This window comes from Gordonia sp. AC31, from assembly GCF_031844505.1.
GTDB classification, from domain to species: Bacteria; Actinomycetota; Actinomycetes; order Mycobacteriales; family Mycobacteriaceae; genus Gordonia; species Gordonia hongkongensis.
The window spans coordinates 1-25,594 of record NZ_JAUZVK010000014.1 but is presented as its reverse complement, the minus strand read 5'-3'; the positions used below and the strand labels follow the sequence as shown (position 1 = coordinate 25,594).

The 25,594-nt window shown below is 70.7% G+C and carries 12 protein-coding genes; 7 read left to right on the top strand and 5 right to left on the bottom strand.

Annotated elements, in window-relative coordinates:
* The first annotated feature begins 82 nt into the window (after positions 1-82).
* Both Q9R39_RS16735 and Q9R39_RS16730 read left to right on the top strand, forming a co-directional pair.
* Positions 83-364 (top strand): hypothetical protein, encoded by a 282-nt coding sequence (locus tag Q9R39_RS16735; RefSeq protein ID WP_065629224.1) that lies wholly within the window; start codon positions 83-85, stop codon positions 362-364.
* Positions 357-1,217: a Clp protease N-terminal domain-containing protein gene (locus tag Q9R39_RS16730; RefSeq protein WP_277242493.1), complete on the top strand. Its 861-nt coding sequence runs from the start codon at positions 357-359 to the stop codon at positions 1,215-1,217. The genes Q9R39_RS16735 and Q9R39_RS16730 overlap by 8 nt, the downstream gene beginning before the upstream one ends.
* 30 nt (positions 1,218-1,247) lie before the next feature.
* Here the strand turns inward: Q9R39_RS16730 and Q9R39_RS16725 are convergent, their stop codons facing one another.
* Positions 1,248-2,117, bottom strand: a complete 870-nt coding sequence (locus Q9R39_RS16725; RefSeq protein ID WP_311277814.1) for a 1,4-dihydroxy-2-naphthoate polyprenyltransferase — start codon at positions 2,115-2,117, stop codon at positions 1,248-1,250.
* Positions 2,118-2,263: 146 nt separating this feature from the next.
* Between Q9R39_RS16725 and Q9R39_RS16720 the strand changes: the two genes are divergently transcribed.
* A complete protein-coding gene (locus Q9R39_RS16720) occupies positions 2,264-3,139 on the top strand; it encodes a type IV toxin-antitoxin system AbiEi family antitoxin domain-containing protein (protein ID WP_068971444.1) in 876 nt (291 codons plus the stop codon).
* Positions 3,140-3,181: 42 nt separating this feature from the next.
* Here Q9R39_RS16720 and menE read toward each other — a convergent pair whose 3' ends face one another.
* From menE to Q9R39_RS16700, 4 genes are read right to left on the bottom strand one after another with little or no spacing between them, the layout of a single operon-like run.
* Complete coding sequence (gene menE / locus Q9R39_RS16715; protein WP_311277813.1) at positions 3,182-4,306, bottom strand: o-succinylbenzoate--CoA ligase; 1,125 nt, start codon at positions 4,304-4,306, stop codon at positions 3,182-3,184.
* Positions 4,307-4,344: 38 nt separating this feature from the next.
* A complete protein-coding gene (locus Q9R39_RS16710) occupies positions 4,345-4,689 on the bottom strand; it encodes a DUF3349 domain-containing protein (RefSeq protein ID WP_078113028.1) in 345 nt (114 codons plus the stop codon).
* A gap of 29 nt (positions 4,690-4,718) precedes the next feature.
* Entirely contained in the window at positions 4,719-5,000 is a 282-nt protein-coding gene (locus tag Q9R39_RS16705) for a hypothetical protein (protein WP_065629227.1), read from the bottom strand.
* Positions 5,001-5,002: 2 nt separating this feature from the next.
* Entirely contained in the window at positions 5,003-6,298 is a 1,296-nt protein-coding gene (locus Q9R39_RS16700) for an inorganic phosphate transporter (RefSeq protein ID WP_065629228.1), read from the bottom strand.
* A 143-nt stretch (positions 6,299-6,441) separates the two neighbouring features.
* Here Q9R39_RS16700 and Q9R39_RS16695 point away from each other — a divergent pair, with 143 nt between their 5' ends.
* The 4 genes from Q9R39_RS16695 to Q9R39_RS16680 all read left to right on the top strand — a co-directional run bounded on the left by Q9R39_RS16695 (position 6,442) and on the right by Q9R39_RS16680 (position 25,412).
* The gene (locus Q9R39_RS16695) at positions 6,442-7,506 is read left to right on the top strand and encodes an LLM class F420-dependent oxidoreductase (RefSeq protein WP_311277812.1); all 1,065 of its coding nucleotides are present in this window, start codon (positions 6,442-6,444) and stop codon (positions 7,504-7,506) included.
* A 604-nt stretch (positions 7,507-8,110) separates the two neighbouring features.
* The gene (locus Q9R39_RS16690; RefSeq protein ID WP_311277811.1) at positions 8,111-23,038 is read left to right on the top strand and encodes a non-ribosomal peptide synthetase; all 14,928 of its coding nucleotides are present in this window, start codon (positions 8,111-8,113) and stop codon (positions 23,036-23,038) included.
* Positions 23,032-23,655, top strand: coding sequence for a low molecular weight phosphotyrosine protein phosphatase (locus tag Q9R39_RS16685; RefSeq protein ID WP_231742510.1), 624 nt, complete (start codon positions 23,032-23,034; stop codon positions 23,653-23,655). Before Q9R39_RS16690 ends, Q9R39_RS16685 begins: the two co-directional genes overlap by 7 nt.
* Positions 23,652-25,412 carry a DUF4012 domain-containing protein gene (locus Q9R39_RS16680; RefSeq protein WP_058252676.1) on the top strand — a complete coding sequence of 587 codons (1,761 nt, stop codon included), beginning with the start codon at positions 23,652-23,654 and terminating at the stop codon, positions 25,410-25,412. The genes Q9R39_RS16685 and Q9R39_RS16680 overlap by 4 nt, the downstream gene beginning before the upstream one ends.
* Positions 25,413-25,594 lie beyond the last annotated feature (182 nt).

Here is a 25,594-nt window from a genome sequence, read left to right as displayed (position 1 = left end):
GGCTGCGCGGTCGGGCAGATGTGACATGCCCAGCTCGTCAATAATTCTTGACACATTGTCGATGTCAACATAACCTGACATCATGCACGACGACCACAGCACCGACACCGCACCCGACGCGCCGAGCGCCGAGCTGGCCGGAGACGCCGCGAGCGGCGATCCGGCGAGGGGCTTGGCCGCGGTACGCGCCCTGCGCACCCTGGCCGACCGACTCGAGGACGTGCAGGTGGCCAACGCCCGTGCCCACGGGTGGAGCTGGCAGGCGATCGCAGAAGTGCTGCAGATCAGCCGACAGGCCGTGCATCAGAAGCACTCACAACGTGAGGCCCGCGCGAGTGGGCCAGAAGGAGACACAGATGTTTGAGCGAATCAGTCGCGATGACAAGATGCTGCTGGCTTTCGCCACGCAGGAGGCCGGCGACCTGGGTCACCGGCAACTCGGCAACGACCACCTGATCCTGGGCATGCTCTGCAACGCCCGCAGCCCGTTGTTCGCGCTGCTGGCCGACCAGGGGCTGACGCTGACGTCGGCCCGGGAGGTGGTCCGGAAGTACCACGACGAGCACGCGGAACGGTCCGACACCGCGGAGACCGCCGACGACGAGTCGGCCCGCGAACGCTATGAGGAGGATCGAGAAGCCCTGCGCGGCATCGGAATCGACCTCGACAAGGTCCGGGAAGCGGTGCGCGGACGTTTCGGCGAGGACCTGACCGACGGCTGGGGCGAGCGTGCCGAGCGCGGCCCCCGGGGACGTGGTCACGGGCGTCGGGGGCACCGGCACCATGGTCGCGGTCGCGGACCCCGGCCGGATTGCGGCCCACAGGGTCTCGGGCCAGAGGGTTTCGGGCCAGAGGGTTTCGGGCCGGAGGGTTTCGGACCGGGTGGTTTCGGGCCAGGAGGTTTCGGGCCGGGTGGTTTCGGGCCGGGCGGACCGTTCGGCGGCGAGGGGCCTTGGGAGCCGGGTCGCGGCCGGCGCGGACCGCGGGGCCGGGGCGCCCGTCCGCGTTTCGCGAACGACACCCGGACGGTGTTCGGCCGGGCCATGGAGATCGCGCGGGAACGGGGTGACCGCCGCCTCCGCGCGGAGTACCTGTTGCTGGGCATCATCGACACCGCCGACGACGCGTCGCGGGCGCTGATCGAATCCGCCACCACCGCCGACGAACTCCGCGCCGCGGTCGTGGCGAGCCTGCCCGACGTCGAGGCGCAGGTCTGATCGTCGGCGCAGGTCTGGCGTCGAGGTCCGTCAGGTGAGCGCGAGTGCGACCGCCGTGACGACCGCCCAGGCGAGCATCGCCTTGCCGGTCGTCCCGATCGACGGGATCAGTCCCGGTCCGGCCGCCCCGGTCCGGACCGGGGCGTAGGCCTGCCACAGCAGCGGGAACGTCACCAGGCCGAGCAGCGCCCACGGGGTCGCGAACGCCAGGACCACGCTCATCGCGAGCGGGGTCAGCAGAAGCACGGCGAACAGGATCCGGGTCCGGGCGTCACCGAGGCGCACGGCGAGGGTGATCTTGCCGGATTCGGTGTCGCTGGGGATGTCTCGGAGGTTGTTGACGACCAGCACGCTGCTCGAGATCGCGCCGATCCCGATCGCGCCGGCCAGTCCGACCCAGTCGACGCGGCCGGCGGAGACGAACTGGGTGCCGAGGACGGCCACGAGCCCGAAGAAGGTGAACACCGCGACCTCGCCCCAGCCGGCGTAACCGTAGGGGCGTTTGCCGCCGGTGTAGAACCAGGCGCCGGCGATGCAGATCGCGCCGACCAGCACGAGCCACCACGCCGTCGCGATCGCGAGGACGAGGCCGCAGACCGCGCCGATCCCGAAGCACAGGAACGCGGCGGTCTTCACGGCCTTCGGCGACGCGGCGCCCGACCCGACCAGGCGCATCGGACCGACCCGATCGTCGTCGGTTCCCCGTACGCCGTCGGAGTAGTCGTTGGCGAAGTTCACGCCGATGATGAACGCGACGGCCACCGCCAGCGCGAGTACGGACTTCCACCACGTGACGTCGCCGGAGTGCAGCGCCGCGCCGACACCGACCACGACCGGCGCGATCGCGTTGGGGAGCGTGCGCGGACGAGCGCCCTGGATCCACTGCGAGGGGGTAGCCACGGGGTTCATCGTGTCACGGCCGCGCGCGCGAGCCGGCGGCTGCCCGGTAGGTGTAGAACTCCGTAGCGCCTGGCGCGACGACACACTACATCTGCGGGGGCCGTCGAGCGATGGAACCGGTTGCGGCGCAGGTGCGTCTGAAGGTCATGCATCTTCCGCCGGACTTTCGGGCGCTCGCCCTCGAACAGGATGGCGTGTTCACCGCTGCCGATGCCCGCGAACACGGCATCAACCGGTCGGCGGTGCACCGTCGGGTGCGGGCCGGCGAGTGGGTATCGGTGCATCCTCGTGTCTATCGGCTCGCCGACCACCCCGAGACCGACCGCACGCGAATCCGGACCGCGACGCTGGCCGTCGGCACTCACGGGGTCCTCTCGGGACTCGCTGCAGCGTGGTGGCATGGGATTGTCGATGCCCCACCCACCTCGCCCACGGTCACCGCTCTTCGCGGACGCCACGGTCATCCGGTGACGGGAGTCCGGATTCTCAACCGCGCTCTCGCCGACGCCGACGTGCTGACCCGGGACGGGCTACGGGTCACCGGGGTCGCGTTGTCGGCTTTGGAGGGTGCGGTAGAGGGCGGCATCGAGGTCATCGATGCCGCGTTGCAGCAGCGGCGCACCACGGTCGAGCGTCTCGTCGAGGCCTACGAGCGGCGGCGCCGGTGCGTCGGCGCGGCGGACATGGGTTCGATGGTCGAGCTGCTGGAATCGGGTGCGCGGTCGGCCGCGGAGCGGCTCGCTGTCACGATCCTCCGGACCGCGGGTATCGAAGGGTGGGTGGCGAACCATCCGACCTGCGGGTACGAGATCGACTTCGCGTTCCTCGACCGGATGGTGGCGGTGGAGATCGACGGGTTCGCCTTCCACCGCGACTCGAAGACGTTCCAGCGTGACCGCACCCGACGCAATGCGCTCCTCGCGGCGGGTTGGACGGTGCTGAACTACACCTGGGGTGACCTCCGCGACCGAGCGGAGTACGTCGCGACGTCGATCTCCCAGGCACTTGCGACCGCCGCCTGAACTGCAGTTGTCGCACATCGTTGCGCCAGGCGCGACGACACACTACATCTGCGCACCGAAGCGGGCCCGCAACGCGCGACGGTCGTACTTGCCGGGTCCGCGGAGGGGGAGGGCGTCGAGTTCGACGACCCGCCGGGGGGCCGCGTACTTGTCGAGCCGCTCGGTGACCGAATCGCGAATGCGGTTGACGTCGAGGCGTTCTCCGGGACCGACGACGACGAATGCGGTGACCGCCTCGCCGAGCCGGTCGTCGGGGAGTCCGACGACGACGCATTCGGCGACCGCCGGGTCATCGGCGATCACGGCCTCGACGACCTGCGGTACGACGGTCAGGCCGCCGGTCGAGATGGCCTCGTCGGCGCGGCCGACGATCGAGAGCAGTCCGGCGTCGTCGACGCGGCCGAGGTCGTCGGTGCGGAACCAGCCCGGCTCGGCGAAGGCCGGATGGTCGGGCAGATTGCGATAGCCGGAGGCGACGACCGGACCGCCGAGCAGTACGCGCCCGACGCCGTCGGGTGCCGGATCGGCGATGCGGGCCGCGACGCCGTCGAGGGGTCGCCCGTCGTAGACGCACCCTCCGGCGGTCTCGCTCATCCCGTATGTCGCGACGACCGGGAGACCTTCGTCGACCGCTCTGTCCCACAACGGTTTCGGGGTGGCCGCGCCGCCGACGAGGATGGCGTCGAGCTCCCGCGAGGCGGCGGTCGCGGCGGGCTGGTCGAGAACCTTGACGAGCTGGGTGGGCACCAGCGAGGTGTATCGCCGCGGACCTTCGAAGTCGCGTACGGCGCGGGCGTAGACCTCGGGATCGAAACCGGCCCGCATGTCCAGGACCACCGGCGTCTGCCCGGCGGTCAGCGCCCGGAGCAGGACCTGCAGGCCGGCGATGTGGTGCGGTGCCAGCGCGAGCAGCCAATTGCCCGGCCCGCCCAGATGATCGGCGGTGGCCTGCGACGACGCGGCGAGGGTCGCGGGAGAGTGCTGCGCGCCCTTGGGGGTGCCCGTCGACCCCGACGTCGAGACGACGAGGGACACGGGGTCGTCGATCGGTGCGTCGACCTGCAGCGCCGAGGCGAGTTCGGTTGCGGCGCGGGCGTTGTCGGGCACGGGCAGGAAGGCCGAGGAACCGTCGAGGATCGCCCGGAGGTCGTCGACGTGGTCGAGCACGGCGGCGGTCGACGGCAGCGGCAGGGTTCGCAGGGTCCTCAGGACGGGTCCCCATCGGTCGGACGGCCCCCATCAGGATCGGGGTCGTCGCTGAACGGCCATCCGCGGGCGACGAGGTGTGCGCGTACCCGCGCGATGTCGTCCTCGTGCGGCAGTTCATGGGTGTAGTGGGTGATCTTCACCGCCGCGTCGATCCGCGATATCGGTTCGGGTGGTGGCGGGGACTCGCGGGCCAGCTCCGCCGACACCTGGCTCACCTCGTCGTCGGTCAGCTGCCGGCGCAGCAGCGCCACGAGCGGTATGTAGTCGTTGTGCGGGACGCCGTCGGGGTAGCCGGCGCGCAACCACTCCACGACCTTCTGCAGAAGTGTCGGGCGGTCCACGGGGTGTCTCCGATCAGAAGCGGGGACGATCACTTGTAGCCGAACGGGAAGATCTTGACGCCGGTGTAGTAGAAGATCGTCTGCCGGGTGATCCAGAGGATCCCGACGACGATCACCAGGATGACGACGCCGAAGATGAGGTACGCCACGGGCTTCAGCGCGGGATGCGGATCGGAGGTCGTTCCGTCGGCGGCGACGGAACCCTCGGCGAGGGACCGCAGACGCAACCCGACTGCGAACAGCGCGGGCAGTCCCGCTCCCAGTACCAGTCCGACGATGAGAACTTTGCCGATGGCCTCGAACGTCTCCATTCTCAAGCGCTCCTCTCCGGGTCGTGCTGGACGATGATCTCGGCCGGGATGACCGGCGGCAGCGGGAGGGTCGTGTCGTCCGTCTCGGTGGCGACCGCTTCCTCCCACTCCTCGCCCGCGAGGGCCTCGCCCTCCCAGGCGTCGTTGACGTTCTCGTGGTCGACCTTGTTCTCCTGCGCGCGCCAGTACATGTAGCCCGACGCGACCACCAGGATCGCGAAGATGATGAGGGCCCCGGTGACGTCGCCGAACAGGTGCGCGATGAAGTAGCAGGCGGCACCGACCGCGCCGGCGGCGGGCAGGGTCGTCACCCAGGCGACGGCCATCCGGCCGGCGACCGACCAGCGGACCTGGGCGCCTTTGCGGCCGACCCCCGAACCCAGGATGGAGCCGGTAGCGACCTGGGTGGTCGAGAGCGCCATGCCCGCGGCACTCGAGGTGAGGATGATGGCGGCCGACGACGCCTCGGCGGCCATGCCCTGCGGCGAGGTGATCTCGACAAGCCCCTTGCCGAGGGTGCGGATGATCCGCCAGCCGCCCAGGTAGGTGCCGATCGCGATGGCCGCGGCGCAGCTGAACACCACCCAGAAGGGGAGTCCGTGGCTGACGCTCGACGCCTCGAGGTGTCCGGTGGCGATGAGGGCCATCGCGATGACACCCATCGTCTTCTGGGCGTCTCCGGTGCCGTGGGCCAGCGAGACCAGCGATGCGGTGGCGACCTGCCCGTAGCGGAAGCCGTCCTCCTTCTGCCGGTCGGCGATCCGGCGGGTGATCGCGAAGACCAGCCAGGTTCCGCACGCCGCGACCAGACAGGCGATGACCGGTGCGGCCAGCGCGGGGATGAGGATCTTGGAGGTGATCCCGGACCAGTTGATCCCGCTGACACCGATCGCGGCCAGGCCCGAACCGATCAGCCCGCCGAACAGGGCGTGGGACGAACTCGAGGGCAGCCCGAACAGCCAGGTGAAGAGATTCCACAGGATGCCGCCGATCAGGCCCGCGAAGATGATGAGCAGCGCCGTCGTCGCCGACAAGCCGGCCACCAGCTCCCCGGCGTCGGTTCCCGAGGTCTGCTGGATGTTCAGCACGTCCTTGGTGATGGTCGCCGCGACCTCCACGGACAGGAAGGCGCCGACCAGGTTGAGCACCGCCGACAGCCCGACCGCGACCTTCGGCTTCAGGGCGCCGGTGGCGATCGACGTCGCCATCGCGTTGCCGGTGTCGTGGAAGCCGTTGGTGAAGTCGAAGCCGAGGGCTGTGACCACCAACAGCACCAGGATCAGCATCTCGCCGCTCATGGTGACGATTGTGGGACCTACCGCCCCCATTTACCTAAACATCGGGCACAGTTCCGGTGCGCGGGGTCCCCGGCCGGGGCCGACCGATCGAACGTTCAACAGACCCTCGGAAACCGGTCGCCGCTGTGGAAGAATCCGTCGGCATGACATCGATGAAGCTGGGCATGCCGATCAACTACGCGGGCGACTTCCGCGAGACCATCAACAACCTCGCGGACTTCGAAGCCGCGGGCGTGCAGCGCATCGCGGTTCCGGAGGCCTACAGCTTCGACGCCGTCTCGCAGCTGGGGTACATCGCGGCCAAGACCGAGACGATGGAACTGCAGACCGCGATCCTGCCCATGTACTCGCGGACGCCCACCAACCTGGCGATGACCGCGGCCGGCCTCGACTACATCAGCGGCGGTCGCGCGGTGCTCGGTATCGGCGCATCCGGTCCGCAGGTGATCGAGGGATTCCACGGCGTCAAGTACGACTACCCGCTGGGACGCGCCCGCGAGCACGCCGAGATCTGCCGGATGGTCTGGCGCCGCGAGAAGCTGAACTACCAGGGCAAGCACTACACGCTGCCGCTCGACGAGGAGCACGGCGGCTCGGGACTGGGCAAGTCCCTGAAGATCATCAATCACCCCGTACGCGCCAACATCCCGTTGCTCCTGGCCGCCATCGGCCCGAAGAACATCGAGTTGGCCGCCGAGATGTTCGACGAGCTGCAGCCGATCCTGTTCCACCCGGAGCAGATCGACGCTGCCTTCGGTGAGTCGCTGGCGGCGGGCAAGGCCAAGCGCGATCCGTCGCTGGGGGATCTGGGCATTGTCGTCCAGGCCACCGCACGCATCTCCGACGACGCCGAGCAGATCGACAACGCCAAGCAACTCGTGCGCCATCATGCCGCCCTGTACATCGGCGGGATGGGCGCCCGCGGGAAGAACTTCTACAACCAGCTCGCCATCCGCTACGGCTACACCGACGAGGCGAAGCTGATCCAGGACCTCTACCTCGACGGCAAGAAGATGGAGGCCGCGGCCGCGGTCCCCGAGGACCTCGTCACGTCGATGTCGCTGATCGGTTCCAAGGCCCAGGTGGCCGAGCGGGTCGCGGCGTTCCGGGAGGCCGGTGTCACGTGCATCCTGGCCTCGCCCACCGCGCCGACCCACGCCGAGCGCGTCACCGAGGTCGAGCACCTGCGCGACATCTTCGGGGGCTGATCGCGCGATCGGCGATTGTTGTCCGGAAAACGACGGCCCGTGTACGCACGGCCGTCGTTTTCCTTTCTCGGTCATTTGCTCCTCGGGTGCAATTCCGAGACATTTCACTACACTTCGACGATGTTCTGCCGACCGTGAATTCGGGTGTGCATTCACGGTGTTTCCGAATCCCGTCGCAGGTCGCGCGAAATACCATTCCGTTCACATCGATTAGCGTCAGTAACGGCGTTCCCCCCGAGTTGTGAGGCGACAACCCGTCCCATAGGCTCTTGTCATCCGCTCGGCCCGCATCGGTTTCACGCCGAGCGGCCGTCGCGATGACAGTGTCGGGAAATGGCCGTTCGCCCCGGTGACGCGTCGATGATGAGAATCACCACGCGACCGGCGGCAACGGATCGGCGTGACAAGAGGACGGCACATGGTGGGTGGTGAGGCAAGGCGTTGAATTCGACGACGCCCGTGTTTCGATCTCGCGGCCGACGCATGCCTTTTTCATGCACGGCTGGGTGTGGCATGGCATTTCTGGGACCGGGGGGATCAGACGGTCGGCCCGCCCCGTGAGCCCCGTTCTCCCCGGCCGCACGCGTAGAGGCCGGGTCGTCGTATGAGCGATTCGTCCAAGCGCGAGTTCGTGGCCCCGTCGGGTCCCTCCGACCCCGACGCCCCGCGTCGTTTCACCCTCAGCGCGGCCCAGCGATCGCTGTGGTTCACCCAGCAGGCGGCGCTCGATGTGCCGATCAACGTCGCCCAGTACGTCGAGATCGACGGTCCCATCGACGCCGAGCTCTTCGTGCGGGCGACCAGCACGGTGGTGCAGCGCGCGCAGTTCACCCAGCTCCGGTTCGTCGACACCGAGGACGGGCTGGTCGGCGTGTACGACCCCGCCCTGCACTACTGGGCCGACATCATCGATCTCCGTGACCGGCCGGACCCGCGCGCCGTCGCCGAGGAGATGATGGCGCAGGACTATTCGCGACCCCTCGACCCCCGGGTGGACCGGACCGCACGCGGGTGCCTGTTCCGGCTGTCCGACGACAAGGCGCTGGTCTACAACCGCGGTCATCACCTGCTCTCGGACGGGATGGGCGGCAAGGACCGGATGGTCGAGGCCCTCGCGGCCTATCACGCGGCGGTCACCGGCGAGCCCGCGCCGCCCCAGAAGCCGGTCGACCTGGACCTTCCGGCCCGCGCCGACGCCGAGTACCGCCAGTCGAAGCGCTTCGCCACCGACCGCGCGTACTGGCGGGAGAACATGGCGGGCGTGGGGATCGCCGCGACCCTGGCGCACCGCCCGGGACGTCCCGCAGCCGTTGCCAGACGCGTCGCCGCCGCGGTGCCCGCCGACACGATGGCGCGGTTACGTGCTGCCGCACAACGCGGTTCGACGATCCTGCCCAACGTTCTCGTCGCCGCCTTCGCGGCCTATCTGGGCCGCGCGGCCGCGCAGGGCGACGAGGTGATCTTCCAGTTCCCGGTCGCCGCGCGGACGACCGCCGCGCTGCGTGCCACCCCGCTCCCGGTCGCCAACATCGTGCCGCTGCGCACCGGGGTCACCGGATCGGGCAGCGTCGCCGACGCGCTCGCGTCCACCCAGGCCGCGCTCATGGGCGCGCTGCGGCACCAGCGCTACCGCGGCGAGGACATCTGGGCCGACCTCGCCGCCGACGAATCCTCCGGGGCGACACCGCGCACGGCGGCTCAGGAACGCTCCGGTCCGATGCTCAACCTGATGCTGTTCGACCGCGAATTCCCCTGCGGCGAAGCACGAGCCACGTTTCACATCCTGACCGTCGGCCCAGCCGACGACCTGACGATCAACATCTACCCGGTACCCGGTGAGGATCAGGATTCCTCGCTGATGATCGGCGTCGAGGCGAACCCCAACCGATACGACGACGCGGAGGTCGCCGAACACCACGGGCAGTTCCTGTCGATGCTCGACACGTTCGCCGATGCGCTCCTCCGGGCGCCGGACACCCGCGTCGACGACCTGCCGCTGCGTTTCGCCGACACCTCGGCCGGAGAGGCGCGTGAGCTGCCGGCGAACGAGGCGCCGGACGCGGGCACCGTCTGGACGGCCCTCACCGACGTCGCGCTGCGGCACCGGCGTGATCCCGCCGTCGAGATCTCTGGAACATCTTCGGACGCAACGCTGCTGACCTTCGAACAGCTGCACGCGCGGGCTCGCGATCTCGGCGCCCGGTTGCGCACGCTCGGAGCGCGACCCGGCTCGGCGGTCGGCGTCTTGGTCGGGTCGGACGCGGACCGGGTGCTGTCGTGGTGGGCCGTCGCGGCGACGGGGGCCGCCGTGATCCTGCTCGATCCCGCAGCACCGCACTCGGTGTCGCCGGATGTCCCGGGGGTGTCCGGCGTGCTGGTGATCGCCGACGACGATGCGGACGTGCCGGCCGGTGTCCGCGCGGAGGACGTGCACACGCTGGCCGGACTGACCGGGGTCGCGCCGTCGGCGGAGCCCGCGTCGCCCCGTCTGGAGGACACCGCCTGCTTCGCCGTCGGCGCCGAGGGTGTGGTCGCACTCCCGCAGCGGGCCGTGGCCGCGCTCATCGTTGACGGCCTGTTCGCGCCGGAATCATTCGGCCACAACACATCCGATGCGGGACACGGACAGCTCGCGGTCACGGCGCCGATGGCCTCCTGGGCGGCCCACCTCGAGATCGTCGCCGGTGCCGCCCACGGGTTGCGGCTCGTCGAGCCCGACGCCGCCGGAGTGACGCACCGGATCGTGCCCTCCGGGTTACTTGCCGACGACACGGGGCGCGGCGCCGCGACGACGGTGCTGATCGTCGACGCCGGCGCAGCGCCGGCGCCGGCCGTCCGATACGCCGCCGGCCGGGATGTGCGGACCGCCTACAGCCCTCGGGGCGTGCTGGGCCCCTACACCGCTGCGAACCGTGTCCGTCCCGACCAGCCGATCGGCCGGCCACTCCCGAGCGGACACCCGCGCGACGGCGTCGGCATCGCGATCCTCGACCGCCGTCTACGACCCCTGCCGCCCGGCATCACGGGCGACGTGTACGTCGTGGGAAGCGTTGTGCCACAGCACTTCGCTGGGGAAGGCTCGCGTACGTCGCCGACACTCGTCGCCTGTCCGTGGCATCCCGGCCGGCGCATGCTGGTCACCGGCGACCGCGGGCATCTCGAACCGGGGACGGGACTTCTCGTCATCGATCACCGCGCCGGTGAGATCGTCGAGATCGACGGCATCCGAGTCGATCTCGCACTGCTCGAACGTGCCGCCACGGAGGTCCCCGGGGTCGTGGCAGCGACTGCGACCGTACTCGGCGACGGTGACGGGCTCGCGCTCGGACTCGTGCCGGCCCGTTCCTCGTCGGAGGCGACCGAACCATCGGATCCGCAACGGATTCGGGCGGCGGTTCGACGCCGGGTCAATGCGGAACTCCCGGCGGTGCTGTGGCTGCGCCGGGTCGCGATCCTGGATGCGGTGCCGCTCGACGGGTTCGGCGGCGTCGACCGGTCTGCCGCCGCCGGGTTGATCGCCGCGGCGCCCGAAACGCGGGCCGCGCGCCGCCGTCCGTCGACGCCGGTCGAACGCGCCGTTGCCGACGCGGTGACGTCCGTCCTCGGCGTGCCCGAGCCGTCCCTGGACGACGAACTGGTCCAGCTCGGCGCCACGTCACTGGGATTCATGCAACTGGCCACGCACCTCGGTGACACCTTGCAGGTCGTCGTCAGCGTGCGCGATCTCGGTGATGTCACGACCCTCGCCGAACTCGCCGCCGTCCTCGAGGCCTCCGCGCCGCGCCGCGCCGCGCCGGGTGATCCCGCGGGCACCGTCCGCTACCGGCCGACCCGCGCGCAGCAGGAGATCTGGCTGCTCAATCGCGCCGACCGGCAGGCGACCGTTTATCACCTGCCGGTGCATGTCGTTCTCGCCGAGGGCATCTCGGCCGAAGTCGTCCGCGCCGCACTCATCGACGTCGCGGCGCGGCACGAGGCACTGCGGACCGTGTACCCCGACAACGGCGGGGAGCCGGTCGCGGTCGTCCGCGGAGTCGACGAGGCAAAGGTTGCCGCGCCGGTGACCGCGGCCACCCTCGACGCGACCGGCATCGACCTCGCCGTCGCGGCCCCCTTCGACCTGACGGTGGACCTGCCGTGGCGTGCGGTCGTCGACGAGACCCGCGGACGGACCGAGCTCGTTCTCGTCGCCCACCACATCGCGATCGACGAGTGGTCGCTGCACATCGTCGTCGACGACTTCGCGCATGCACTGCGTGCTCGTCTCGACGGTGCGACTCCGGTGTGGACGGAGGACGCGGTGGCCTTCAGTGCCGCGCTGTCCGCGCGGCCGGCCGCGGCGGATGCGGCGGCCGAGGTCCACTGGGCGAAGACGTTGCGGGAGGCTCCTTCTCGCATCGTGCTGCCGGAGCCGGCGCAACCGGTGCCGGCGGGACTCACCTCCGGCCCGGCGACCGTCCTGCGTCGTGACGTCGACCGTGGGGCCCGGGACCGTGCCGCTGCTCGTGCACGCGAGTCCGGGACGACGCTCAACACGATGCTGTGCGTGGCGCTCTCGGCCGTACTGGCCGAGTACTCGGATTCCGACGACTTCGTGCTGTCGGTGCCGGTCTCAGGGCGATTCACCACCGAGGAACTACGCCCGGTCGGCATGTTCGTCGAGACGGTGCCGGTGCGGATCACCGGGGTACGGAGCAATAGCGTTGCGGAGGCCCTCGCCCGCGTGGGCGCGGGCCTGACGGCGGCGATCACCCACGCCGACGCGGCACCGACGGGGCTCGCCGATGTCATCTTCGCCTATCACGCCTCCCGGCCCGACGTCGCCGACCCGGCGGTGTTCGCCGAGGTCCAGACCTTGTCCGCCGGCCAGGCGCGAACCGCGTTGGAAGTAACCGTCTTCGACGAACCGGACGGGTTGTCGGTCGCGCTGACCGTCGCCGAACGCCGGGTCGACCCGATGGCTGCCGGCCACCTGCTCGACCGATTCGTCGAGACGGTCGCCGCGCTCGGTGTCGCGACGCCCGACTCGGTCGTCGCGGCGTGCATCCCGGTTCCCGCCGACCGGGCGCTCTCCGCCCGCAGCCGCCGGACCGCTCCCGTCGACCCGATCGATGCCCTGCGACGCCGTGCGCAGGCGAAGCCGGGCGCCGCCGCCGTCATCGCCGACGACGCGATTCTGACCTACCGGGATCTGCTCGGTCGCGCCGAGGCCCTCGCGAACACGTTGCGGGAGAACGGGGTACAACCGGGCGACCGAGTCGCGCTGTCGCTGCCCCGGAGCGTCGAGACCGTGATCGCGATCGTCGCGGTGCTCTTGGCCGATGCCGTGTACGTGCCGATCGAACCCGACGATCCGCCGTCGAGGACGGAGCTGATCGTCGACGCGACCGCACCCGTCGCGGTGATCGAAGCCGGGCCGGCGGTGCGCGCCGTCGCGACAAGCGAACGTGCACAACCGGTTCCGGGTGGCGCCTATGTGATCCACACCTCCGGCTCCACCGGCGTCCCGAAAGCCGTGTTGGTGACCCGCGCGAATCTGGCGGCCATGCTCGGCGCCGCGCTGGACACGATCGCCGCGTCCGACGACGACGTGTGGAGCTGGGTGCACTCCTACGCGTTCGACTTCTCCGTCTGGGAGATCCTGGGGCCGTTGGCCTCCGGTGGTGCCGTCGTCGTGCTGGAGCGCGCCACCGTGCTCGACCCGCGCTTGCTGGCGGCGGCGATCGACCGGTACGGGGTCACCGTCTGTTCGCAGACCCCGACGGCGTTCGGCAACCTCGTCGACCCGACGGTGGCCGCTGCCCCCCCGGACGCCGGATCACTCGCGTTGCGGGCCGTCGTCTTCGGTGGCGAACCGTTGTCGCCGGGGCTGTTACGGGAGTGGTCGGCCGCGCATCCGGACGTCCGGTTGGTCAACATGTACGGCATCACCGAGACGACCGTGCACCTCACGGCGGTCGACGTCGATGTCGACGACGCCCGCAGCGACATCGGTGTCCCGCTGGACGGCGTCTCGACGGCGATCCTGGGCCGCGACCTACGCCCGGTCCCGGTGGGCGCCATCGGCGAACTGTACGTGAGCGGCGATCAGGTCACGCTCGGCTATCACAACGCCCCGGCCACGACCGCCGCGCGGTTCGTCGCCGACCCGCGCGGCACCGGCCGCCGGATGTACCGTACCGGCGACCGCGTACGCGAGATCGCCGGCGGCCGCATGGTCTATCTCGGCCGCAGCGACGACCAGGTCCAGATCCGCGGGCACCGCATCGAACTCGGTGAGATCACGTCGGTGCTGCGCGAGCACCCCGGCGTCGGCGACGCGCGGGTGCTCCTCGACCCGGGCAGCCGCCGCGGCGAGGAACGGCTGCTCGCATTCGTCACCGAGGACGGCCTCGCCGACTTCGATGTGCTGGACGCCCTCTCCGCCGAGCAGATCCTCGTGTTCTGTGCGACCAGGCTCCCGGCGCACATGATCCCGGCGCGACTCGCGATCGTCGACGGCTGGCCGATGACCCCGACCGGCAAACTCGACCGCCACCGGCTCACGGATCTGCTGCCCGAGGTGCCGACGGGATCGACCCGAGCACTGACACCGGCCGAGCAGACCGTCGCCGACGCCATGCGCGCGGTGACCGGCACGGATGCCGTGGTCGCCGCGGACACCAACTTCTTCGCGACCGGAGGAACATCACTGTCGGCAGCGCGACTCGCGGCCACACTGACGGGTGTCGGCGACCAAGTCTCCGTCGCCGATGTGTTCGCCCATCCGACGGTGGCCGCGCTCGCCGCGCACATCGAGTCCGCGGCGAGTTCGGGGCGCACGATCGCCGACGGCTCCCGGACCGGTCTCGCCGACTTCGCAACCGCTGACGGGGTGGATCTGCCGCTGACCCCCGAGCAGATGGATCTATGGCTCCGATGGCGCACCGAGCCGGACTTCACCGGGTATCTGATGCCGCTCGCCCTCCCCGTCGACGCCGGCCCCGACGAGCTGCGCCGTGCCCTGCTCGAGATCGTGACGCGGCACGACGCGTTGTGCACCGTGTTCCCCTCGGGTCCCGACGGCCCGGTGCAGCGTCGCCGACCCGACTCCCATGTCGCGGGTGAACTGAGAGCGCAACTGGCGCAGACGGTCTCGGTCGCAGACATCGAGTCGGTCGACGCCGCTCTGCGTACGCTGCACACGCCGATCGACCTGGCCGCCGAACTGCCCTGGCGGGTACGGATCTGCGCGGTGGACGGGCAGACCTGGCTTCTCGTCGTCGCGCACCACATCGCGGTCGACGGCGAGTCGTTCGGCATCCTGTCCGCAGAGCTGCGATCCGCCCTGTCCGGGACCCTCCCGGCGCCCGCCGACGTCGACTACCAGGAGTACTCGGCGTGGCGAGCCGGGTCGCTGGCCGCCCGGCGGACCGAGCTCGTCGCGCACTGGGTCTCGGCGTTCGATCGGGCCGTCGAACCACTGCGCCTGCCCGAACTGAACCCGGCGGCCCCGCATCCGTCCGCGCCGGGACGAGCGGTGGTGCACCGTGCGCACCGGTCGCTCGACCGCACCGAGACCGGAGCACTCGACGATCTGGCGGTGGCCAGACACAGCACTCCGTTCATCGTCGTGCACACCGCGCTCGCGGCGGTGCTGACAAGGCAGTCCGACGCCGAGGTGGTCACGATCGGCACCGCTCTGTCCGGGCGGATCGACCCGCGCCTGGTCTCCGTGCCGGGGCTGTTCGCCCGTGCCGTACCCCTGCACACCCCGATCGACGTCGACCTGCCGTTCGTCGACCTCCTGGCCTCGGTCACCGCGGTCGACCTCGGCGCGTTCGCGCACGCCGACCTCCCGCTCACCGAGATCACCGAGATCGCCGATCCCGGTCGTGTCAAGGCGGGCACCCCGCTGTTCGAGGTCTCCCTCGGCGCCGTCCCGGACGAGCTGGTGGCGGCGAGTCCGGCTGCGGCAGCGAGCGTCCCGTCGGACGCGAGTGCCTTCGGGGGAGTGCCGCTGTTCGGTGTGGACGTGTCGATGTACCGCCGGGACGGTGCGCTGCATCTGATGATGACGTGCACGGATGCGGTGGCGAGTGCCGCGAGACTGGACGCTCTGTGCGACCTCGTCGTCGAGACGATCCGGCGCGGGGTGCGCGAACCGAACCGGACGGTCGCGGCGCTGCTCGCCCCGTCGGACCCGACGTCGGTCCCGGAAATCGCGCCGCAGAATCGGATTCGCGAGTTCGACACGCTCGACGAGCTGCTGACCGGTGGGCTCGCTGACGATCCGGATGCGATCGCGGTCGTCGACCGGCGCCATCCGGTGCCCGGGTCGGGTGTCTCGCTCACCAATTCCGACCTCGACCGGCTCGCGACGTTCACGGCTCGCTCGCTCATCGAGGCGGGAATCGGTCCGGGGGACGTGGTGGTCGCCCTGCTGCCGCGCTCGGTCTTCGGCGTGCTCGCCACGGTCGCGGTCGCCCGCGCGGGCGCAGCGTTCGTGAACGTCGATCCGGCCGACCCAGCGGGGCGCCGGCAGATGATCATCGAGCGGTGCCGACCGCGTGCCGTTGTCACCCTCGCGGCGACCGCGGAATCCGTGACCGGCGGCATCCCGGTGCTCGCCCTTGACGAGTTGCTCGCCCGACATACCGATTCCGGTGCGAATGCGGCGGATTCGCTGCCGTTCGCCGCCGCCGAGCGGGTGCGCCCGCTGTCGGTGGACGACGTCGCCTACATCACCTTCACCTCGGGGACGACCGGACTGCCCAAGGGTGTGCAGGTGACCCATCGGGGCCTCACGGACTGGGCGCGCGACACCGTGGCCCGACTGCGGCTCGACTCGTCGGACGCGGTGTTGCACACGTATGCAACCGGATTCGACGCACACCTGATGGGGCTCGTGCCCCCGCGGGTCGCCGGCGCCACGATCGTCGTGTGCCCGCCCGATGTCATCGCCGCGGACGAGCTCGCCGAGTTCGTCGGCGCCGAACGGGTCAGCGTCCTGCTGACCACCCCGTCGGTGCTCGCGACCCTGCGGCCCGACGAAGTCCCCGGTGTTCGTCACGTGGCGGTCGGCGGTGAACCCCTCGGCGCCGGGCTGGTCCGGGAGTGGACGGCCGGCCACACGCTGAGCAACGAGTACGGCCCGACCGAGGCCACCGTCGCGGTCAGCAGTGCGCGGTACACCGCAACTCCGGGCGGGCCGGTTCACATCGGCGCTCCGCTGCCGGGTGTGGGGATGTATGTGCTCGACCGTGCGCTGCGACCGGTGCCCGACCACACCGTCGGCGAACTGTACCTCTCCGGGAACTGCCTTGCCCGTGGGTATCTCGACGACCCGGCGACGACGGCCGGGGCGTTCGTCCCCGATCCGTTCAGCGCCGACCCGTTCAGCGCCGGCGGGCGGATGTACCGGACCGGTGACCTCGTCCACCGTCGTCCCGACGGCACGTTCGTGATCCACGGTCGCACCGACGATCAGGTGAAGGTCCGCGGCGTGCGGCTGGAGCCGGGTGAGGTCGATGCGGCGCTGTCGGGGCTGCCCGGCGTGGCGACCTCGGTGACCGCGACGAGGACCACCCCGGCGGGCGAGAAGATCCTCGTGTCGTGGGTCGTGGTCGACGGAGACGATGCGGAAGTGGCCGACCTGCCTCGTCAGCTCGCGCACCTGTTGCCGCGCAGCATGATCCCGAGTGCGATCGTCGGTGTCCCGGCGTTGCCGTTCGGACGCAACGGGAAAATCGACGTGGCGGCGCTGCCCGATCCCGATTTCGCCGGTGCGGCAGCGGGTTCGGGTGTCCGCCCCGGACGGCCGCCGTCGGGGGCCACCGAGGAACTGGTGACCGCGGTGTGGGCGGAGGTCCTCGACCGTCCCGTTCAGTCGCTGGACGCCGATTCCGATTTCTTCACCGAGGGTGGTACCTCGCTGTCGGCCACGCAGGTGACGTCGAGGCTGACGGCGGCGACCGGTGCGGACATCGGGGTCCGCGAGATCTTCGAAGCACGCACGGTCGCGGGAGTCGCGCAACGTGTCGACGAACTGCTGGCCGGGCCGGGTGATACCGGCGCCGGAAGCGGAGCGGAGTCCGGCGCGGCACCCACCCGACTCCCGGTGCCGGAGTTCCTGCCGCTCGCATATCCGCAGCGCCGCATGTGGATTCACCATCAGTTCGATCCGCGTTCGACGGCCTACCATGTTCCGCTCGTGTTGCGCATGAGTGGCCGGGTCGACCTCGCCCGCCTGCGGAAGGCGGTCGACGAGGTGGTCGCGGCTCATGCCGTCCTCCGGACGGTCCACCCGGATTCGCCGTCGGGTCCACGGCAACGCCGGATCGAGCATCGGAGTCCGGTGCTACGGCATCGCCTCGTCGACGCCGCGACGGGTCCCGAGGGTCTCCGTCGGGACATCGACGACTTCCTGCGACGGCCGTTCGATCTGGAGTCCGAGACCGGGTTCCGGGCCGCGGTCTTCGAGCTCGACTCTGCGGAGGATCCGCACACCCATCTGGCGGTGGTCCTGCATCACGTCGCGATCGACGGGTGGTCGATCCGGGTGCTGCTCACGGACCTGCTCCGTGCCTACGACGGCCAGCGGCTCTCGGTCCCCGCCGACGAGGCGTTCACCTATGCCGACTTCACGCAGTGGCAGATCGCCCGCCTCGGCGACCCGTCCGATCCGCGCAGCAGATACGCACGGCAACTGCGTTTCTGGACGTCGACGCTCGCCGATGCCCCCGGCCCGCTCCGGTTGCCGGGAATCGCGGACACCGTCGGGCGGCCGCGCGACGCTGCCGCACGACGGTTGTCGGCGTCGATCGTCGGCACGGATTCACTGCACCAGACCGCGAAAGCGATGTCGGCGAGTGTGTTCCAGGTGGCGCACGCCGCGCTCGCGACGGTGTTGGGCCGGTGGACCGGTGAGTGGGACCTGCTGATCGGCGTGCCGGTGCACGGCCGGCACGCGCCGGAGTGGGAGTCGGTGGTCGGCATGTTCGTCAACACCGTGGCCCTGCGGACACGGCTGCATCCGGGGCTCCCGATCCGCGAGGCCGTCGTGCGGGCTCGCGATGCCGCCCTGGCCGCCCAACCGCACAGTGAGGTCCCCTATGAGGACGTCGCCCGTATGGTCCGTCCCGACGGCCGGGAGGCCGGGGACCCGCTGATCTCGGTACTGCTGGTCAACCAGGACGTCGTGCCCCAGTCCTCCGGCGAGGTGGTGCTGGGCGGAGCGTCGGCGGGTGGCCCGGGTCCCGAGGCGGATGCCGTGATCGCCAGGCTGGTCCCGGAGTACACCGCGACCGTGGACGCCAAGTTCGACGTCGAGGTCGTTCTCGCCGAACGCGACGACGAGTTGCACATCACGGTGGTGCACTCCGCCGCCGTCCCGACCGTGGTCGCGCAGGCGCTTCTCGACGACTTCCGCAGATCGGTCGTCGCGGCGGCAACCGATGCCGATCGGCCGTTCCCGGAGGTCGACGGCCCGGCCGTCGACATCGTTGCGGCCGAACGGGTATCGGGCACCGCGGTGGCGCCGGCCGGTGCCGGGGCGCCGTCGCATGCGGTGTCCTCGGCTCCACTCGTCGCGGCGATCGCCGACGCGATGGCCGAGGTGCTGGAGGTCTCACCGGGTTCGGTGGGGGACGCCGACGACTTCTTCACGATGGGCGGTACCTCGCTCTCGGCCACACGGGTGACCTCCGCGCTGGGGCGCCGGCTCGGCGTCCGCGTGCCCACCCGGTTGCTCTTCGAGCACCCCAACCCGGTCGCGCTCGCGCGGGCGGTGACCGAACTCCCCGCGGAGGGGACGGATGCGGGAGGCGGCGCGCCGGCCGGCGCGTCGGAGTCCGACCTCGGCGACCTCCCACTCGCTCCGACGCAGCGCCGGATGTGGGTGGGCGCGCAGATGCTCGGAGCGGTGCCGATCTACGCCGTGCCCGCGGTGGTGCCCGTGCCGTCCGGAACCGACGAGTCCGCGGTCATCGGCGCGGTCGAGGCCCTCGTCGACCGCCATCCCGCGCTCCGTACCCGGTATCTCACGACACCTGACGGTCCCCGGCAGCGTGTTCTCGACGCCTGGCGCCCGTCCCTGCGGCGGGTGGGCGCGGCCGAGCTCACGACGCCCGCGGGGATCGGGATGCTCGGGGAGGCTTTCGATCTCACCGGTGAGCCACCGGTCCGGGTGTGGCTGGTCATCGGCGACGATCAGGTGACCCCGGTGGCGGTCGTGGTGATCGCGCACCACATCACCATGGACGGTGAATCCGCCGGCATCGTGCAGCGTGAGCTCGCGTCGCTGCTGGCGGGTCTCGACCTCGGCCCGGCGCCGACGGGTTTCGCGGCGGTCGCCCGGCAGATGGCTGCCGACGACGAGCGATCCCGGGTTGCACGGGTGGACTTCTGGCGGCGCGCGCTCGAGGGGCACAGCGGCGAGCTCGACCTCGCCCAGCGCCGTCCCGCCGTCCGGGACCTGCGGACCTCGACGACTGAGTATCTGCTGGAAGATGGGGTCGGCCAGGCGATTCCGGCAGCCGCGCGCCGGGCGTCGGCGAGCGAGTTCCACATCCTGCACGCGGCCCTGGTGCTGGCCCTCGCGGTGCAGTCGGGGGCCGATGACATCGCGCTGGCCACGCCCGCCTCGATGCGCCGCGACTCCGACACCGCCGGCACGGTCGGCATGCTCATCTCCACGGTCGTGTTGCGCACCCGGATTCGCCCCGGCATGACCGTCGGCGATCTGATCACGGCGGTCCGCGACGACGACCTGGCGGCGCTCGATCATGCCGCGATCGCCTTCGACGATGTGGTCGCCCTGATCGATCCGCCGCGCGTCCCCGGGCGGCATCCGCTGGTACAGGTGGCGTTCTCGATGGCCGATCCGGAGATGCCCGGGCCCGACCCGGCAGACACCGGCGCGCCGACGTGGATGTCGCCGCGCAGCGAGTTCGACATCCACGTCGAGGCGGTGCCCGACGCCGGCGGCTGGCGGTTGCGCGTCCACCACGGCCGGGAACTGTTCGACGAGGGCACGATCCGCGCCCTCGGCGAGCGAGTGGTCGCCGCGGTCGCCGCCGTCGTGGGGGAGCCGTCACGTCGCCTCGCGGCCATCGAGCCGCTGACCGGCGCCGAACGACGCTTCGTCGCCGACCGGGCGCGGGCATCCTCGACGACGGGGGCCGAACCGCTGCTGGCCGAGCTGTTCACGACGGCTGTCGCGGCGTACGGCGACCGTCCCGGCATCGCCGACGAGCACCGGTCCCTCACCTACCGCGAATTCGACGGGTGGGTTTCGGTGACCGCCCGCGCGATGCGACGTCGAGGGCTCGGTGCCGGTGACGCGGTGGCCGTCGTGGTGCCGCGGTCGATCGAGTCGGTCGTCGCCATCTGGGCGGTCAGCCGGATCGGCGCGGTGTGCGTACCGGTCGACGTCACCTACCCGACGGCCCGGATCGACCACGTGGTCGCCGGCGCGTCGGCGAGTGTGATCACGCCCGCCGACATCCCCGCCCAACCGACGGAACCGGTTGTGTCCGAACCCGTCACGCCGGTGTCGCGCGACGCGCTGGCCTACGTCATCACCACGTCGGGTACCACCGGGACCCCGAACATCGTCGGGGTCACCCATCGCGGTGTACACCGCGTGGCCTCGCTCGGCGACGTCGAACCAGACGACCGCGTCGGGATGGCCATCAGTCCGGGATTCGACGCCACGTTCCACGACATGCTGTTGCCACTCGCCGCCGGCGCGACCCTGGTGGTGGTCCCGGCCGGGATCACCGGCGGGGACGACCTCACCCGGTTCCTCGACCGCACCGGGGTCAGCGTCTTCACGGCGACGCCTTCGGTCGTCCGCACACTGCGACCGGCGGCGATCGGTGCGCTGCGCCTGGTGTACATCGGCGGCGAGGCACTCTCGGCCGATCTGGCCGCGATGTGGTCGGAGCACGCCCAGGTCCTCAACATCTACGGCCCCACCGAGACGACGGTGACCGTGTCCACCAGTGCGTTCCGGCGCGGCGAACCGATCCGGCTGGGGCATCCGCGACCGGGCATCGGCGCCGAGGTGCTCGACGCCCAGCTGCGCCACGTCCCGCCGGGTGTCGTCGGCGAGTTGTACATCGGCGGAACCGGGGTCGCCCGTGGCTATCTCGGTGATCCGGCGCTCACCGCTGCGACGTTCGTCGCCGGCGCCGACGGCGTGCGCCGCTACCGCACCGGGGACCTGATGCGGTGGGATCGCGACACCGGCGAGCTGGTCTACGTCGGCCGGGCGGACCGTCAGGTCAAGATCCGGGGTCAGCGAGTGGAACCCGCCGAGATCGACGCGGTGATCGTGCGGGCGGGCGCCGAGCGCTCGGTGACCGTCCTGCGGCCGGGTCCGGTCGGACCAGCGCTCGTGTCCTATGTGGTGGCACCGTCGGTGCCGGCCACCGAGCTCCGGGCCGCGTGCCGATCGTCGCTGCCGCGGCACATGGTGCCGAGCCGGATCGTCGTACTCGACGACCTGCCGCTCAGCGGCGCGGGCAAGATCGACGTACGCCGACTGCCCGAACCGGCCTGGTCGGAGTCCGTGCGCGAACCGGGAACCGCCACCGAGGCAGCGGTTCTCGACGCCTTCCGGGCCGTGCTGGGCGACGCGGCGGCCGGTCCGCACGCGGGCGCAGACGGTGCCGGGACACCCATCGGCATGGACGACGACTTCTTCGCCGCCGGTGGGCATTCGCTCGCCCTGCTGCAGTTGCGGGACGAACTGGCCCGCCGGACGGGCCGGGTCGTCGACGCGGCGGAACTCTTCGGTCATCGCACCCCGGCCGAGATCGCCCGGCTGCTCGACGACCCGGAAGGCGGCGTTAGCGGCCGACGCGTCGTGCCGCTGTCGCCCGGCACCGGCCGACGACCCGAGGTCTGGTGTGTGCACACCGCGACCGGGATCGTCGAACCGTTCCGGGCGCTGGGCGAGTCCCTGCCGTCGGCGTCGGTGTTCGGCCTGCAACTGCCCGAACTCGTACTCGCCGAACGGGATCTGCCGACGACGATCGAGGGCATCGCGGCACTGCACGTCGAGGCCATCCGGGCGACCCAGCCGCAGGGACCGTACCGGGTCGTCGGCTGGTCCGTCGGCGGCATCGTCGCCCATGAGATCGCGCGCCGGCTCGTCGAACTCGGCGAAGAGGTCGCGCTGCTGGTGCTGCTCGACGCGCGGACGCCGGCCGAACTGGCCACTGTGGACGACGCGGAGCTGCGAGCCGCCGATCACCCCCTGCGTGCCCTGGCCGAGCAGCACGACCCCGACGCACTGCGGCGGTTCGAGGACCGGACGAGGGGCCTGGCCGCGGCGGCGCGCTCCTACGACCTGCGTCCGGTGGCCGCCGGTAAGGTGCTCTACGTTGCGGCGCAGGACAACCCGGACCCGGACGCCTGGAGGCGTGCGGTCGATCCGGACGGACGGGTCGTCGTCGACGTGCTGCACGCCGGCACGACGCACGCAGAGCTGGGGCAGCCGGACGTATTGGCGCGGGTGGCCCGCAGAATCGAGGAGGAATGGTGACCGGATCCGAAGCGGCGACGCCGCAGATGTCGATCCTGTTCGTGTGCACGGGCAACATCTGTCGTTCACCGATCGGCGAACGCGTGCTGACCGGCCTCGCCGGCCGGGCGGGTGTCCCCGTGACGTCGTCGAGCGCCGGGGTCGGAGCGCTCAACGGGCAGCCCATCCATCCGCACGCCTCCGCCGTCCTGGTCGAGAACGGTTACGACGCATCGGGGTTCGAGTCCCGGTATCTGCGTCCGCCGATGCTCACCGAGGCCGACCTCGTGCTGTGCATGAGCCGCGAACACCGTGCCGCCGCGCAGCAGATGGCCCCGGCACGCTGGAAGCGGGTCTTCACGCTGACCGAGTTCGCCGCGCTCTGCGACCTCGGCGCGCTGCCGGAGATCATCGCCGGGCGTGGACGCCTCGATCCGAACTCGGACCTGCTCGACATCGTCGACCCGATGGGCCGCCCGCGCGAGGACTTCGACCGGGTTTTCGCCGAGGTCGAACCGAAGGTCGAGGCGTTGGTCACGTGGCTGGCGGCGCCGGGAGCGAAGCGAGCGGGCCAATCGTCCGCCGAGCAGGCCTCCGCCACTCGACCGGGCCGGCACGCGACGGGGGAGAGCCGATGATCCGGCGGCTGGCGGGTAACCGCGTCGTCCAGGTCGTCGCGGTGGTGCTGCTGCTCGTCGCCGCCGCGCTGATCTGGCTGGCGTACTCGGCATTCCAGGTCCGCGACGACCTGGAATCGGTGCGCGCGGATGCGAGCAGGGCCCGGGCGTTGATGCTCGACGGCGATCAGGCCGGCGCCCGTCAGGCGGCCGAGGCGGCGTCGGTGCGGGCCGAGGACGCCCAGGACCGTGCGAACGGTTTCCTGTGGTCGGCGGCTGCGGCGGTGCCGGTCGTCGGATCGCCGCTGAAATCGGTGCAGCAGATGAGCGATGCCGTTGCGGCGCTGTCGGCCGACGTGCTGGTGCCGGCTGCCGACCTCGCCACCGTGCTCGACCCGAATCGCCTGCGCACCGGCAACACCGTGAACCTGGCACTGCTGCGGGATGCGCAGCCGGCGCTGAAGTCGGTCGCGGAGGAGTCGGCGGCGGTGGCCGCCCAGGTCTCGGCGATCGAACCGAGTTGGCTGGGCGTCGTGGCTGATGCCCGGGCTCAGCTCGCCGAGCAGGTCGAGGCTGCCGACTCGACGGTGCAGGCGACGAGCATCGCGGCCGAACTCGTCCCGTCGATGCTCGGCGCCGACGGTCCGCGCAACTACTTCATGGCGTTCCAGACACCGTCCGAGGCTCGTGGAACCGGCGGCCTCGTCGGTGGTTTCGCGGTACTGAACGCGACCGGGGGCCGGGTGACCATCCCCGAGCTCGGTGCGAATTCGGAGTTCCGCGACCCGGCCACCCCGCAGATCAACCTCGGCCCCGAGTACGACGCGATCTACTCCTACTACCGCCCCTACACCGACTTCCGGAACGGCAACCTCAGCGCCCACTTCCCCGACGCCGCGCAGATCTGGCTGGCGAACTGGCGCGCCCAGACCGGCCGCCAGCTCGACGGGGCGATCGCGCTGGATCCGATCGCGCTGAAGTATGTCCTCGAGGTCGTCGGCCCGGTGTCGGTGGGACGGGAGAAGATCACCGCCGACAACGTCGTCCCGATCACGCTGTCGACGGCGTATCAGCGCTTCGCCGACGACAACGCCGCGCGAAAGGACTACTTGCAGGCCATCTCCCAGGCCGTTGTGAACAAACTCGTCACCTCCGGCGGAAGCACGCGGGATCTGCTCGAGGCGCTCGGCCGTGGCGTGCACGAGCGGCGGATCATGGTGTACAGCACCGATGCCGAGGATCAGAAGATCCTCGAGTCGACGAAGCTGGGTCACCAGATCTCCGACACGTCGTCGCCCTATCTGCAGGTGGCCATCGGCAATGCGTCCGGAACGAAGCTGGACTATTTCCTGCGGCGCGAGATCAGCTACACCTCAGGCGGGTGCGAGGGTGACACCAGGGAGTCGACGATCACGGTGAAGCTCACCAACACCCTCGACACCACGGACACCACCGACTACGTCGCCGGCAACCTCGGGACCGAACTGTCGGTGAAGAAGGGAACCAACCTCGCCAACGTCGAGTTCCTGGCGACGAAGGGCGCGGTCCTCAAGGAGATGACCCTCGGCGAGGGCGGGGCCTTCTACGTCGAGCAGGCCCTGCACGGTCGGCCGTACTACTCGACCCGCGTGGGCATCGCACCGGGCGAGACCGCCACCATCGTGCTGAAGATCGACGAGCCGACCTCGGCACACGGGGACGCCGAGGTCCCGATCCAGCCGCTCGTCGACGACCCGACCGTCACCGTCGACGTCCCGGCGTGTGGGCCGGAGAACTGAGCACCCGGAGCTTGCGGAGGGCGCGTCACGAAGGGTCTGGCGACCGAGGTTGCGAAGACCCTTCGTGACGCTCGCAAGCTCGCTCCTCAGGGCGCGGAGGGGGACGCTCGCAAGCTCGCTCCTCAGCCTGAATCTTTCATGGGTGGGTGGGGTTTCGCCGATCGGTTGTCGGTGTCGCCTTT